Genomic DNA, 15337 nt, shown 5'->3' with positions numbered 1-15337 from the left:
AAGTTTTTGCATATCTAAACATAGAAACAGGTGAGCGCAGATGGAATTAACTCAACCTCAGGCTACAAATTATACAGCTATGATTACGAGCAACTGTATTTTGTTGTGGTTGTAGTTTGAAAACACGCCCTAGGTAGTTCTGGAGTCTACTCGTTGGCTGGCTTGTCGTTAGACTTACCTGTTCTGCGATTGTTGGTTAGCTGGCTCAGTTGGTTTTTGGGCAGTAACTTCTTCCAAAAGATGGTTCGTTATAACCGAAGAGGGTTTCCAACATGGAAGTAATTTGTACTAAGTAAGTAGGTGGGAAAAAACAAAACTATGTTAAGAAAGGTTAATCAGGCAGAAACCCTCTTTCCTCATGCCTTTTCCCAACTACAAATATTTACGCCGTTCTACTTACGTTAAATAAAACCAACTCTTCACCCCATTGGCTGCACCCAATCGGGAGCCACAGCCACCAGTTGCCCAAACATCTGCGGTTGGTTCTCCTCTATTTTTACTATCACCACATGACCAACACATCCTCATTATTAATAAGAATTAATTAGCCAAAGCAAATTTCTACAAACAATTGCAAACTCTGATGAAATATTCAAAAAATTATTCAGACTTGAAAACACAATAAACTTATCCAAAATATGACATTACTACCAGTCTGCATTGCCTGTTAACGAAGTATTACAAGATGTCCGATACTCCATCATCACCCGGAAATCGCAAGTCAAGTGTAACTGAGCAAACGCTATCGCTGGGCGATCGCACCTATCGCTACACGGCTTTTGCACAATGGCAAACCTTGTTTGAGCATGAAAAACCCGTTGCGGAAATGTTCCATGTGGCTTATCTAGCCGAGGTTGAACAAGCTACGCTACGACCGCTAACTTTCGTCTTCAATGGCGGCCCAGGAGCGGCTTCTGCTTATCTGCATATGGGAGGATTAGGGCCAAAGCGCGTTAATTTCGGAGCCTGTGGTAGCCTACCCAAACCTCCAGTTCAGGTAGTGGACAATGTTGAAACTTGGTTAAGCTTTACAGACTTGGTGTTCATAGATCCGATTGGTACAGGCTTTAGTCGTAGCTTACCTGAAGATGAAAAGGATACTAAACAAAGTGAGAAAGCCAATTCTGGTGAAGCAGACAAACCCAAAGAGACTCAGTTTTGGGAAGTTGAGCGAGACTTAAAAGCACTGGGAGAATTTATTGGGCGATTTCTTTCTAGTCATAAGCGGTGGCTCTCACCTATTTTTATTGCTGGAGAAAGCTACGGTGGTTTTCGGGTTGCCAGGTTAGCACGCAAACTACAACAAGAATTTGGTGTTGGTCTTTGCGGTGCGATTTTAGTCTCTCCTGCTTTAGAGTTCAGCCTGCTGGCTGGTAGCGATTACAATCTCACAGCTTGGGCAAGCGTGTTTCCGTCCTTCGCAGCAACAGCCGCTCATCACAACCGCGTCCAATGGGCAGCCGAACAGGGGAATTTAATTGCTCACATAGCGGCAGCCGAACAATTTGCCCGTACAAACTTGATTGGGCTTCTGGCAATGGGAGATGCCATAACATCTGATGAAAGCCAAATTGCTTACCAACAGATGGCCGGATTGATTGGCTTGCCTGTGGAACTTATGGAGAGACTTGCAGGCAGAATCGGCATTGAAGTCTTTGCCAGGGAACTACTGCGAGATCAACAGCGAATTGTCGGACTGTATGACGCGTCAATTACGGCTATCGATCCTTTTCCGGCTCGCGTGAACTACGAAGGCAGCGATCCTACCCTTGATGGATTAGATCGCTTGTTTACTGGGGCAATCAATAGTCACTTGCGGGACACGTTAGGTGTTGAGACCGACTTGTCTTACCATCTACTGAATTTGGAAACATTCAAAGCTTGGAAATTTGAGCTTCAAGGCGAATTTAAGCAGGGTTTTCTAGGTTCAGTTGACGATCTGCGTGTGGGAATGGCTCTCAACCCTTATATGCAAGTGTACATTGCTCATGGATTGTTCGATTTGGTCACTCCTTATTTTGCTTCAAAGCATTTAGCGGATCTGATGAAATTAGATCCCCAAATTCGTTCCAACCTGACTGTACAACATTTTCTAGGTGGGCATATGTTTTACACATGGGATGAATCACGCTCTTTATGGTTAGCTCAAATGAAAGCTTTTTACCAAAATGCAATAACTTGACTTCGGTTTGAACCAGCTATGCTACGCTTTGCTAGCGCAAATGACCCGTCGAGAACACGGAGATTCATAGCAAGCGATCGCTTTTGACTTGCAAATGAAACCTGAGACAGTCAAAACTTACGTCAAGTTAGCTCGAAAAGTTCTTAAGGGAGGCTGATGATGGGGCTATTGATAAACCGCAGTGATCGAAGCAATCGCCGCAGATTATCGTTAATATCACTCATGAACAGTACAATCAAACAATGCGAGTCTAAAAATAAAGAAACAATCTAAGCTAAGACAAGTTTAACGCTTAAAGCATTTGTGATGAAGCTACGCCCTGCCACCTTAGCTGATTTGGATTTATTGCGCCACTGGGATGAACAACCTCATGTGATTTCTTCAGACCCTAACGATGACTGGGGTTGGGAGATAGAACTTGACCGCGCCCCCGAATGGCGAGAGCAATTAATTGCTGAAATTGATGGTCGTCCTATCGGATTTATTCAAATTATCGATCCGGCGCAAGAAGATAGCCACTACTGGGGTGATATTGGGGCGAATCTTCGCGCTATTGATATTTGGATTGGGGAACAAACCGATTTGGGCAAAGGCTATGGAACCCAAATGATGCAATTAGCCATTAACCGATGTTTTGCTGACCCCCTGGTGACGGCTATACTTGTTGATCCGCTAGCCAGTAATACTCGCGCCCACCGCTTCTATGAACGTCTTGGTTTTAAATTTACCGAGTATCGGCAATTCGGTAATGATGAGTGTTTCGTTTATCGCTTGAGTCGCACAGATTGGTAACATCAAGCATAAATATCTACCCTGTTTATTAAAGCTAATAATGAACCATCTCTTCGCGCTCATCGAAAGATGGGAATGAGCCAGATGGCAGAGTTTACATATGAAGGCACGAGGTTTTTCGTGTTTGCCTATGATGGCTAAGTCAGAAGTGGCGCAAAGGGGAACAAAGCAGTTACAGCAGGTAATAGGCAACAGGCAATAGGCAATAGGGTTAGAAGTCTTCTAGTATATGGCTTTGTTCTTAACATCTGTAGTTCATTTACCTGCAATCTGCTGTATTTCTTGACATACTTCCCCGAATCAGCTTGCGCCTGTGTTTTGAGAATCGATGTGTCTTAGAACTTTTTCTCACCGACTTACTTAGTTAATTTTAATAAATTAATCGGCAACTGGAATGGAAATTGCAAATTCCGTTCCCGACCCTAAAACAGAATTAACTTCAATTCTTCCGCTATGCTTTTCTTCCACAATTTGACGAGCAATAGCTAGCCCTAATCCTGTACCTTTACCAACTGGTTTTGTGGTAAATAAATGGTCGAATATCTTTGTTCTTACATCTTCACTTATCCCTTTACCATTATCAGCAATTGATATTTTTACGTTGTGGTTTTCAATTGAAGTTTTAATGATAATTTTGTGAGGATTTGCTTTAATATCCTGAAAGCTACGCTCAGTATTTGACTCATCCAAAGCATCAATAGCATTAGCCAAAATATTCATAAATACCTGATTTAATTGTCCAGGAAAACATGGAATTGGTGATAAATTAGCATACTCAGTGACCACTTCAATTTCTGGACGTTCTTCGTTAGCTTTGAGGCGATGTTTGAGAATCAAAATTGTACTATCAATGCCTTCATTGATGTTAAATGGCACTTTATAATCTTTATCTGCACGGGAGAAGGTTCTTAAGCTAGTGCTAATATTTTTTAATCTGTCACAAGCTATCACCATTGCATCGAGCATCTTCGGCAAGTCTTCTAGGCTATAATCCAAGTCAATTTCTTGGGCATGGTCTTTGATTTCCTCTTGGGGATTGGGTAGATTGTTTTGATATAGTTTCAGGTGTTCGGTGATATCAGCGAAAATAGGTTTAGCTTGTATAAGACTTGCAGAAATAAAGCCAAGAGGATTGTTCATTTCATGGGCTACCCCAGCAACTAAGTTACCTAGTGCAGACATCTTTTCATTTTGCACCATTTGTAGTTGGGCTTGTTGTAGTTCTCGCAGAGCTTTTTTAAGTTCCTGAGAATTTTGCTCATTTGCAGCTTCAGCAAGTTTGCGATCGCTAATATCAATTAGCATTCCATCCCATACCATTTCACCATCCTCCCTGAGTTCTGGCTGGGCAGCCGCTTTTACCCATTTGATATTCCCATTGGGTGTAACAATACGCCATTCATGGCGAAATGGGGTAAGATTTTTGGCTGACTCGACAACTGCTTGAAAAGCCTCTGCTTTATCTTCGGGATGTTCAAAATCACGCAGACTGTATTTCCCTGACTTCACATCTTCTGGTGCTATTTCGTAAAGAGTTTGACACCCAGAACTGACGTAGGGTACTGAAGATGAACCATCGGCTTTAATCCGAATTTGATAAATCAAACCAGGAACATTATCTGCCAGTTTTTGAAAGCGGGCTTCACTGAGCCGTAGCTTTTCTAAAGATTCTTCTAACTGTTGAGCATAAATCTGTGAATCTTGATACAGACGGGCATTTTCCAAAGAAATCGCCGCTTGGGTACAAAGGAAGTTGAGAATGAGGATGCGATTACTTGTAAACACCCCACTGGTGTAGCGATTCTTCAAATACAAAATCCCAATTAAATGTCCTTGATTGAGAATCGGCAAGCACAGCAAACTTTTTGGTTGTCGTTGACGTAAATATTCATCGATTACAGGTAAATTAGTTTTGAGTTCGTCAATCATCACAATTTCTTGCGTGTTTTTGACGTACTGTATCAACTTGAGAGGTAAATCGGGATTGCCCTCTAGGGGTTGGGAACACAGTTTTGTGGTTTCGGATGTGGCAATGGCTCTCACCTCCCATTCTTCTTGATGATTAGGTAGGATTAAGACACAGCGATCGCCCCCAGAATGTTGCAGAATAATCTGAGTCAGTTGGTGCAACAGTTCATCCAATTGAATCGTGCCAGAGAGGCTTTGAGAGGCTTTGAGGATAGCAGCAAAATCGAGAGCAACATTAATGCCAATGCTAGAGGAAAGGCTTAAATCAGTGGAGCTATGAACCGAAAGCTGAGTAGCGTTATTTGATAGTGTTTCCAGTACATTCAGAGGTTGTATTCCCTGCTGAAGAATCAGGTGCAGTAAATTGGGGTAGCGGTTTTCCAAATCCTCAGTTTTGGCTTTTGCACCCCAACGAGCGTAACAGTAGTATGCCTCCTGCATATAGCTTGCGGCCACCTTTTGTTTGCCCCAACTGAGGTAAAATTTAGCTGCCAGTTCATTGCTGAGTGCTTCTTCTTGCACATAACCGTATGTTTTGGCTTGAGCAATAGCTAAATCGTAATGTTCCATCGCCTCAGCAAATTGACCAAGCACTCGATAACGTTCTGCTGCCACCAGTGAAGAGCGATGTTGATGATTGAATGGGGCATGAGTTGCCCAAGTTTGTAGTTTTTCTTGATGAGTATTGATTCGCTCTAAAATAACAGATTGTTGTTCAGGGGCAGCATCTGCATAGCGTGCCAAATGAATTAAAGCATCATAGAAAACACGGATAACCACCATAAAATAACCAATGCCACCATCACTCACTTGTTCTGCTATGGCTGCTTGTTGTGAGGCTGGTTCATATTGTCCGAACAGATAGTAGAGAATGCTTTGAGACAGAGAAACATGAAATAACCCCGCTCGGTCATTTGTAGCTTGCAAATGGGTCAAGATTGCGGTGTGGTTGAAAACTTTGCCCTGCAAATTATAGGGGACTTCAGCCCGTCCCAGTAAGTTCAGAATCGCTTGCTGATAACACTCATAATATTTTAACGTTGCTTCTTGTTTGACCTGGCTGATAACTTGCCGATAAGCTTCCATTTCCTCAGCCAAATCACTTAATTCTCGACCATTCCAATAACTATACTGAGCGTATGTTATTAAGTTCAGCGCCACGCATTCCCAGTCTCCGTTTTCGAGTCCATTCTGGTAAGCTGACAGCAGACATGGAATAGTGTGGTCTAGAGGTTCTTTCCAGTGTCGAATAAAGCTGTTGACAATAAAGTAAGCCCTGCTTTTAAAGGACTTAATCTGGTGTTGTTCTAGTAACTTTAATGAAAGTTGTCCAAATTCATACCCAGCATCAACATCTCCTATGACACCACAGAGAATCAATCCGTAGTCTGCATAGGAAAAAATGGAAATAGATGAATTCCCACATCGGATAGACATCTCTACTTGCTTGAAGATCAGTAGTGGTAAAAGTGGAGGTGCAGCAATGTGTGCAGAAGACACTAGTTTTGTCAAGATTTGCATGGCTGCAAGTTGATGCGGCTCGCTCATTACCGGTAAATCCAGCAAGCTTAGGGGTGTGCGCCCCATCCACAGTTGCCTTGTCTGTTGGGTTGCGGCGCTAATATCTACGATAGTCGGCTGTTCGGGAAATTCCACGCCGAGTAATTTCAATACTTGCAATCCAGTCTCAATTACTTTGGCAAATTGACCTTGAGACCGGAATGCCGTCATTTGGGTTTCATAGACTTTGATGGTGTCCAGCAAAGAAGTAGCAGATTGCAACACAACGTCACCCCATACTGCTAGCTTGTCAAAGTCTGTATTTAGGCAGGCAGCTTCCAAACGCTCGTGATGCAGATTCAGGGTAAATTTGTAGTGTGCTGTCCAGGTATTAGAAGGTAGTAAATCAATGCCTTGGGTGAAGTAGTTGACGGCAGCATTATAAGCGATCGCGGCTTTTGCTTTACGCCCGGCGATGAGATTGAGTTGGGCTAACTCAAGTTTTTTCTCAGGCTGAACCAGCAAGTCAATGCCTATATTCAGGTGATTGACAATTTCAAAGATATTTGCTTCTAGTTCAGTTTCAGGTGTACTAGCGTGTAATAATTCACCAATCGCTAGATGAGTTGCTTGTTTGCAATCTGCCGCAATTAACTTGTAAGCAGCTTGTTGGATGCGATCGTGCAGAAAGCGATAAGTTAAATTGACACAGCGATCGTCAACCGTTGTTTGGGCATCAAGTTCGCTACTCTCTGCCTGAAAGAACTTGTAACTCTGGCTGGTTGGCACAATCAAGCCTTCTTGCAACGCTTTCCATAACGCCGTCGCTGCATTGGTTGGAGACTGCTGTGAAACGATCGCCAAGGTTTTTAAATCAAAAGAGTTGCCAATGCAAGCAGCTAACTTCAGTACATTTTGCGTTTTGTTAGGTAATTTCTGCAACTGGTAAGTGAGAAATTCCACCACATCATCGGTAAGAGATAGTGCCGTGATTTGGGCAATATCGCATTCCCAGTAACCTTGATGGCGGTTAAAAGTAATCTGCCCATCTTCGTGTAAGCTTTTGAGAAACTGGGTGATAAAAAAGGGATTACCTTGAGTCTTGCGATCGATTAATTCCGTCAGAGGAAGCGTTAGCGAAGCGACTCCTTTGGAGTCTCGCTCAGTCGTACAATGCAAGGTATCTGCAATTAACTGATTTGTATCACTCAAAATCAGGGGCGCGAGGGTAATTGTATTGACAGTCTTGCCAGTTTTCTTCAGTTCCTCCACCGTCAAGATAAACGGGTGGGCAGCTTGTACTTCATTATCTCGATAAGCCCCTAACAACAGCAGATAACGCCGATCTTCCATCAGCAGTTTAATTAATTGCAGGGAAGCTAAATCTGCCCACTGCAAGTCATCCAAAAACATCACTAAAGGGTGTTCTGCTGTGGTAAATACAGCAATAAACTTTTGGAATAATAAGTTAAACCGATTCTGTGCCGCAGTTCCTGACAGTTCTGGCGCAGGCGGTTGTGTGCCAATCACTCGCTCTAGTTCTGGAATCACCTCAATAATAACTTGGCCATTGTCTGCCACAACTTCTAGAATCTGGCTTTGCCACTTGGCCAATTGTGCATCAGATTCTGACAACAATTGCCCCATCAAGTCGCGCAAAGCTTGCACAAAAGCAGAGAAAGGAATATTGCGATTGAATTGATCAAACTTACCTTTAATAAAATACCCCTGCTGTCGGGTAATGGGCTTGTGGACTTCATTGACGACAGCAGTTTTACCAATCCCAGAGAATCCTGCTACCAGCATTATTTCTGCTGTGCCATTGGCGACACGCTCAAAAGCTTGCAACAAGGTAGCAACTTCTGATTCTCGTCCATAGAGTTTTTCGGGAATTAGAAAGCGATCGCAAATATCCCGCTTGCCAATGGCAAAATCTGTAATTTCTCCTGTATCTTGAAGTTGCGCCAAACAAGTTGCTAAATCATGCTTTAATCCCAAGGCACTTTGATAACGGTCTTCTGCATTCTTCGCCATCAACTTCATAACAATATCAGAAAGTACCTGCGGAATGCCTTCTCTGTTCCCTGTTCCCTGTTCCCTGTTCCCTAATGCCGTAGGCATTTTAGCAATATGACAATGCACCAACTTCATCGGGTCATCCGAGATAAATGGTAACTCTCCGGTTAATAATTCATAAAATGTCACACCCAGTGCATAAAAATCGCTACGGTAGTCTATGCCTCGGTTCATTCTTCCAGTTTGTTCGGGAGAAATATAAGCAAGTGTACCTTCTAAGACATTGGGATTTTTAATTTCTTGGGTTTCTTTAGGTAAGAGAGAAGCAATACTAAAGTCAATTAGTTGAACTTGTTTTGTTGGGGGATGAATTAGAATATTGGCAGGTTTGATATCTTTGTGGATAACACGGTTGTGGTGTAAATCATGGAGAATATCAGTTAATTGAATGGCGATTGTTAAAAGTTCCACTAAGGAGAGGGTAGTGGTTTGAATGTATTCTCGTAAAGCTACTCCTCCCGTATCTTCCATTACCAAAATATAACCATTACTATAGGGTTCTAATGATAAGGGATGAATGATTCCGGGAATGTTGAGATTTTTGGTAATGGTATATTGGTTGCGAAATTCTAGTAATTCGTTGAAGTTCGGATATGCTGAAGTCAAAAGTTTTATGACCACTGCGAGTCTATCTTGTTCTCGAATAGCTTGATATACTCTGGTTCTGGAGCCTGCATACAGTTGAGAGCTAATTTGATATCCGGGAATGATTGGGCAGGGGTTTGGAGTAGCCATTTAGATATATATTCTAATAAAAGTTGTGTGCATCTACACTCTGCTAGTATTCCCATCAACGCTTGCATAGCATCACATCCAGAACTCGTTGAGTTTGAATATCAATTTTAAATAAACCACTAGTTCGAGAACTTTTAAGAATAGCTGCTACAGACCGAAATCCTGAACATTCCATATTCATACCATTTCACCAAATAAATGATACAAATAATTTCTCCCCTGCTCCCTCTGCTACCCCTCATGATACTCTGCAAAATTACACTTCAAAAGTGGGCTTTTAAAAGCATTTAGGCTGTCTTTAAATCAAATTCAGAAAATTTACCGAAATAGTAGCGCAAATCGATTGTGGCTCAAACCGTTTGAGCCACAATCGATTTCACTTTATGTGCCAATTCTGTCGTCCTAAAGCTGCTACACTCCGTTGTTCAAATTTCATCTTACGCGCGAACCAATGTGCTTCTCGCTTCCTCTGCTAGAAACTGCGCTACTTGTTCATTAATCTCCCTTTTGACTATTTGGCGATACTCAACAAAATGCTCGATTTGAGCGCAAACTGACAGGTAACTACTTAAACCACCTGGATTGTAGCGATACATATTCCAAAGATTACGCCAGAACTGCCACCGAGTGTTACGAAGAACACCTTGCCGCCAACAGATAGTTAATAAGGCACGAATTGTTACCCAATTAATCGGTTTTTTCGCACCTTTACCTTTCTTGGGATAAGTTGCCTCACCTAGAATTCGGTAGTGACGATAAGCACGATCTAAGAACTTTGACGGCTCATATAATTGCCAAAAAGCCTCTACATACTCGTTGGCGATTTCCTCTAAGGGACGAGTCGGTACATAATTCATCAACGTGGTTTGGTTGATGTTAGCTGACTTAGTGCGGAGTCGTCCTTCTTTTTCTAGGCGATGCCAGAGTGCTGTATCAGGCAATGCTTGCAACATACTAAACAACGCTGTCGGAATTGATGTTTGTTCTACAAATTGCACGATTCTCGCGCCTGCGCCAGCCTTTTCACCATCGAAGCCAATAATGAATCCTGCCATTACTCGCAAGCCTGATCTGGCGATCGCATTCACTGCCTCACTCAGGGAATCCCTTGTGTTTTGATGCTTTTGGGTAAGAGTCAAACTTGCTTCATCTGGTGTTTCAATCCCCAAAAAGACAGCACCAAAATTGCATTGCACCATCAAATCCATTAATTCTTGGTCGTTTGCCAAATCCACTGAGGCTTCTGTGGCAAAGGAGAAAGGATACTGATGGTTCACCATCCAAGGTTTTAGTTCTTTAAGGAACAGTTTGACGTTGCGTTTATTGCCAATGAAATTGTCATCCACCATGAAAATGCTGCGTCGCCAACCCAACTCGTAGAGGCGATCTAGTTCCTTAAGTAATTGTTCTGGTGCTTTTGTGCGCGGCTTGCGACCGTAAAGCACAATAATATCGCAAAACTCGCACTGGAAGGGACATCCGCGCGAAAACTGTACCGACATTTCTGCATAGGCATCGAATTCCAACAGGTCAAACCGGGGAATGGGTGTATGAGTAACATCTGGTCTTTCGCCATTGGCACGGAAGATTCCAGATTGCTCGCCCTGTGCGATCGCACGGGTAAACAGGGGCAAAGTAATCTCTCCTTCATCCAAAATCAAATAGTCTGCCCCTACCTCCATCACTTCCTGAGGTAATGCAGTTGCGTAAGGCCCACCTACTGCTACCCGTTTGCCTCGGCGTTTTGCTTCCTGAATTTGCTTTAATAAATCTTCCTTCTGCACAATCATGGCGGACAGAATCACCAAATCTGCCCAATCCCATTCTGCTTGGTTAACTTCGCGGACATTGCGATCGACTAGCTTAAATTCCCATTCCTGCGGCAAAATAGCGGCAACCGTCACCAACCCAAGCGGTGGCAACATCGCTTTGCGATTGAGCAATGCCAGGGTCTTCTCAAACGACCAAAAGCTTTTGGGAAAAAGGGGATACAGGAGCAAAATATTCATCAAAAACCTCCAAAAACTGTATCCCTCGCTGAGACTGAATGGTGTATGCAACATACCACTCGCTGGGGAGTAAGATACACGCTGATTAACTTAAGATTACTAGAATTTAGTGTTTTTAAACACAGGTATAAACTGTATTGTAATTATAAGCTCTCACAAAGTGTCTATGTCTAAGAATTGCCCCTAAATTGGCTAATAAACAGATGCTTGCCAAAGCCAACAAAATATATGTAGGAGCCATAACTACTCCAATCATGAACCAAGCAAGTACGTGCAGTATCATGAGTAGAGCAAAGATACTGGCAATTCCAGCAGCTTGCCAAACCTGAAGAGCCGGACGATGTAATAGTGTAAAAATTATTGTCAATGAGGTAGCAAACAGATTGGCTGGAATTAGAAAGGCACAAATGCCAATACAGTAAGTGCTGGAAAATTCAGTTAACGTGTTAAAGTCGAGCATGAGTTTTTTGGCTAAGTTGCTAAATTTTAATATGGATGTTTGGCTTGAAAATATTGTAGAGGGAGAAAGTGCTTTTAGTAAGAAATTAGAGCATCTATAGTTCTCATTGAAAGTAAGAAAATATAGCTTTAAAAAGCTATTGATAAAATTAGTTTTAATCAGTTTTGGGATTTTATATTTCGACAAAATCTATAACTTAGTACCTGGGACTCGGCACAAGCACGAAATCTATCATTTCGCCCAATACTAAACCAAATCCAGCTATGACTGTTAAAATTACTAATGCATTTAGTTTGTTTAAATCAGTAAGACGCATTTCTAATTCTGCTAAAACAGTAGTTGCTAGCGGGGTAATAATGAGAATTCCTAAAATAGGGCTATTTACTGCTAAAGCAAATATTAATATACTCATCATTGAAGAGATAATAAAAATTACAAACGAACTTGGGGTAAAAAAAATCAACGAACGCTCAAACAGAGAGCTATTTTTACCTCCGCCAAAGAAAATCACAGTTGCTATAAAACTTCCTACAAGCCAAATAATATGATAAGTAGATAAATACCAACCTAAGAAAGCGTAAGCAAGACAAAGTAGCAATAAAGATAAGCTAGTAATTTTATTTAAAAAATCTATATTCATCACATTCTTTTGTTAACATAACTCAGAAAAAACGCTCAGAATCACGCTGTATTATGCCCCTAAATTCGCACCCGATGGTTGGGCAACAACTTTAACTAGTGGTTCATCGCATGAGTTCTGAGTCGTTAGTAGTGGTCAGAGCCTACGCTTCTTGGAGAAGTCCGGGATATTGTAGCTTATCAATATTAATGAGATAGACCACTAGCTATGGTTAAACTTAGCTGACAGCAAATGCAGTTAGCAGTGTCAGAGCAACAAACACGATAGCTAATGCCCCCTGAAAGATGTATCGCTGTTGCTGTTGTGTTGAGGGATACTCTGCCAAAGATATAGCAGGCTGAATTGCGTAGTTATTGATCATTCCCTCATCATCTACTGTGTAGCCAGTTGCGAGGGGTACATTAAGTAATTGACTGCCTTCTCTGTGTGTACGCGCTTGAACTTCAGAGGGGATCAGTTCACTGCCATTACTAGGAAGATGTGCGATGGCGTTCCGCCCAGCATAGCTGATCGCTTTGTGCGGTTTCTTTCCTGCTTTTAAATCTCCTTCTTTATTGAAATACATTTCCAATGGTTCGCAGATGTACACCTCCGCTTCCATAAAGAAGCTGTCAGCCGTCTTACAATCATCAAAGTTGAGGGTCTTCCCTTCTTTATCGGTGTAGCGCATGGGCGTGACCTCGTGTTTTGATATGTAATTATTATAACAAATTATTTACACAACTACAATATTTGTGATATTATTCCTATCCTTTTAGCCAAAAACATCTTTATCGTTGTAAAAGTGCCAAAAACTGTGTTGCAACTAAATATAGGGTCTTGTCTATCAATCTTTAATTCATGTTGCACCCAAGGTTCAACATATAGTATTGCTAAGAAAAACAAATAAACCCCTGAAACACGGGGGTTCAGAGGGTTATGCAGGTGGAAATGGGTTGCTCGCTACCTAAATACACCCCAAATGTCTTCTACTGGCTAAAGCCCATATTAAGTAGTTCCTGGGGAGTTGCCAGCACGTCAATTGCCACAAAGAAAATTTTGCCTTGCGGATTGAGCAAGAACCGCCATGCTAGATTTATGCCAACACTGTCACCAAACCAAGGAGTTTGCACTTTACCTGTCACTTTAATCTGGGTAAATTCTCCTTCTGTTGGTTCAGATACCCCTCGCTCTGGTATGAGCTTGAGTCCGTAGCATTCTTCGCGCATATAGACGAGGATGTTCTCCTGACCCACAATCGGTTCTTGGAAAGGAGGTTGCAAAGCACCATCTTCAGCAAATAAAGCCACAGCCTCTTGGAAGTCAAAGGCGTTCATATTCTCCACATAGCTTAGGACTGTCAAGTTGTTGATGCCCTCGATGCTGACCTTAGCTCTGGGTGCGATATCTTTAGGTGGAACCACAGGTTCTTTGACTTTTTGGATGCTAACTGTTGGGGCATACCCCATATTGACAACAATATTTTGTAATACGGTAAGTTGCTGACCCCCTTCAAGTTGACGGATGGCTTGGAGGACATCTGATCCCTGTGCAGACAGTTCATAACTTTCTGGAATAGGAGCAACTATTCCTTGTTTCATCCACTCGCCTAACTGATACCAGAAGCCCAACTTAATATTCGTGCCGAAAGAGGAATATGTACGGCAGATGGGAGTATCACTATGGTTAACCAGATCGCACATAACTTGCGTTTGGTCTATAGCAGGCATCTGCTTGATTTGAGTCAGGGTTTTTTCTGCAAAGACCATATTGGCTGCTCCCATAGCAGCAGGAGTAATTGTCACTCCCATCTCTGTATAGGCAAACCAAAGTAAAGCTAACTGATCCTCAGCACTGAGTTGGTTACATGATTCAACCGTCGCGGGAATTGCATTAGCAACTTGAGTTCCTGGAAAAATAGAGCGTGCAGACTCGATAGTAAACGTCATTTTTTCAAATCTCCAAAACGAAATTACATTAATTGACAGTGTTTCAAAAACGGTGATACTAACGTGAAACTAACGGTTCTAACTGCTGTTCCAGACTTAAATCACCATATCCAGAAACATGACCCAAAATCTGTTGAGCGATCGCATATGAGGACTGTTGGCAAATAGCTAAACGGGCAAGCACAGCCACGAACTCATCCATATCCAGAGGTTTGGTAAACCATAGGTCAAACCCAGCAGACAAACCCTGTTGACACATCTCTTCATCGTCGTAGCCTGTCACAGCGATCGCTAACACCACTTGCCCTAACTCTTTCGCTTTGCTTTTCACTTGTTGAATCAGGGCATAGCCATCTTCCTTTGGCAAGCCAATGTCACTCACGACTATATAAGGTTGCCATTGCTCAAATATCTCCAGAGCTTGCGGGACTGAAAACGCTTGTCGTACCTCAACACCATAGAGTTGCAGCAGGATCGTCATCAAATCGCAGAAATCGACATTATCATCTACGATCAGTACTTGCAGCCCTTGGAGGGATGAAAGATTATTCAGAAATCTATTACTTGGATACATAACCACTCCAATTGAGATTTCATGTGCAACAAGTGCTAAAACCCTCAGCAATTCCTAAAGGAGTGAACTGTTAGAGAGAAAATATATAGCATCCTTTCTCTTACAGCATGACAAGGTAGTGTTTGATTTGTTGGTTTATTTGGTTAATTACGACATGAAAAGTAAGGAAAGTTTTCAAGATGAATTCCTTCAAGATTCTTAGATTAAAAAACATTCCCTAGACAGTTATAAGGCAGTGACTATTTCAGGACTTACGCACTCAGATCCCCCAACCCTTTTTAAGGGGTGCTAGGGGGGATCTAGGTTTCAGGCTTCAGTGCGTAAGTCCTATATTTAACGTGAGTTCGATGAACCTCTCCCCAACCCCTCTGTCTTGAAAAGTTTTGCGCCGGGAAACCCGGACGCGCAACGCCAGTTGCTTTATGCCGGGGAACCCGTCCAACGCACTGGCTCAACTTTTCGCTCCGACGCGG

General features: G+C 42.3%; 11 protein-coding genes. 2 read left to right on the top strand and 9 right to left on the bottom strand.

Annotated elements, in window-relative coordinates:
* Window positions 1-396 precede the first annotated feature (396 nt).
* On the bottom strand, window positions 397-522 hold the full coding sequence (locus H6G76_RS37750) for a hypothetical protein (RefSeq protein ID WP_277883111.1): 126 nt from the start codon (window positions 520-522) through the stop codon (window positions 397-399).
* 163 nt (window positions 523-685) lie between these two features.
* On the opposite strand from H6G76_RS37750, the gene H6G76_RS18070 reads away from it, so the two are divergent.
* On the top strand, window positions 686-2182 hold the full coding sequence (locus tag H6G76_RS18070; RefSeq protein ID WP_190703414.1) for a S10 family peptidase: 1497 nt from the start codon (window positions 686-688) through the stop codon (window positions 2180-2182).
* A 306-nt stretch (window positions 2183-2488) separates the two neighbouring features.
* Window positions 2489-2974 carry a GNAT family N-acetyltransferase gene (locus H6G76_RS18065; RefSeq protein ID WP_199337429.1) on the top strand — a complete coding sequence of 162 codons (486 nt, stop codon included), beginning with the start codon at window positions 2489-2491 and terminating at the stop codon, window positions 2972-2974.
* Window positions 2975-3352: 378 nt separating this feature from the next.
* On the opposite strand, the gene H6G76_RS18060 is transcribed toward H6G76_RS18065, so the two are convergent.
* The 8 genes from H6G76_RS18060 to H6G76_RS18030 form a co-directional block, all read right to left on the bottom strand.
* Complete coding sequence (locus tag H6G76_RS18060; protein ID WP_190703408.1) at window positions 3353-9253, bottom strand: ATP-binding sensor histidine kinase; 5901 nt, start codon at window positions 9251-9253, stop codon at window positions 3353-3355.
* A 55-nt stretch (window positions 9254-9308) separates the two neighbouring features.
* On the bottom strand, window positions 9309-9434 hold the full coding sequence (locus H6G76_RS37745; protein ID WP_277883110.1) for a hypothetical protein: 126 nt from the start codon (window positions 9432-9434) through the stop codon (window positions 9309-9311).
* Window positions 9435-9690: 256 nt separating this feature from the next.
* A complete protein-coding gene (locus tag H6G76_RS18055; RefSeq protein ID WP_190703405.1) occupies window positions 9691-11262 on the bottom strand; it encodes a B12-binding domain-containing radical SAM protein in 1572 nt (523 codons plus the stop codon).
* Between the two features lie 115 nt (window positions 11263-11377).
* Complete coding sequence (locus H6G76_RS18050) at window positions 11378-11722, bottom strand: hypothetical protein (RefSeq protein WP_190703402.1); 345 nt, start codon at window positions 11720-11722, stop codon at window positions 11378-11380.
* A gap of 196 nt (window positions 11723-11918) precedes the next feature.
* A complete protein-coding gene (locus H6G76_RS18045; RefSeq protein ID WP_190703400.1) occupies window positions 11919-12362 on the bottom strand; it encodes a hypothetical protein in 444 nt (147 codons plus the stop codon).
* A 217-nt stretch (window positions 12363-12579) separates the two neighbouring features.
* Window positions 12580-13032, bottom strand: coding sequence for a photosystem II assembly protein Psb34 (psb34, locus tag H6G76_RS18040; RefSeq protein ID WP_190703397.1), 453 nt, complete (start codon window positions 13030-13032; stop codon window positions 12580-12582).
* A gap of 298 nt (window positions 13033-13330) precedes the next feature.
* Entirely contained in the window at window positions 13331-14290 is a 960-nt protein-coding gene (locus tag H6G76_RS18035; RefSeq protein ID WP_190703392.1) for an orange carotenoid-binding protein, read from the bottom strand.
* Window positions 14291-14348: 58 nt separating this feature from the next.
* Window positions 14349-14864, bottom strand: coding sequence for a response regulator (locus H6G76_RS18030; protein ID WP_190703388.1), 516 nt, complete (start codon window positions 14862-14864; stop codon window positions 14349-14351).
* Window positions 14865-15337 lie beyond the last annotated feature (473 nt).

Origin of the sequence: Nostoc sp. FACHB-152 (genome assembly GCF_014697475.1) — a bacterium.
In the GTDB taxonomy this organism is placed as follows: Bacteria; Cyanobacteriota; Cyanobacteriia; order Cyanobacteriales; family Nostocaceae; genus Nostoc_B.
This window is presented reverse-complemented; position numbering and strand designations above follow the sequence as displayed.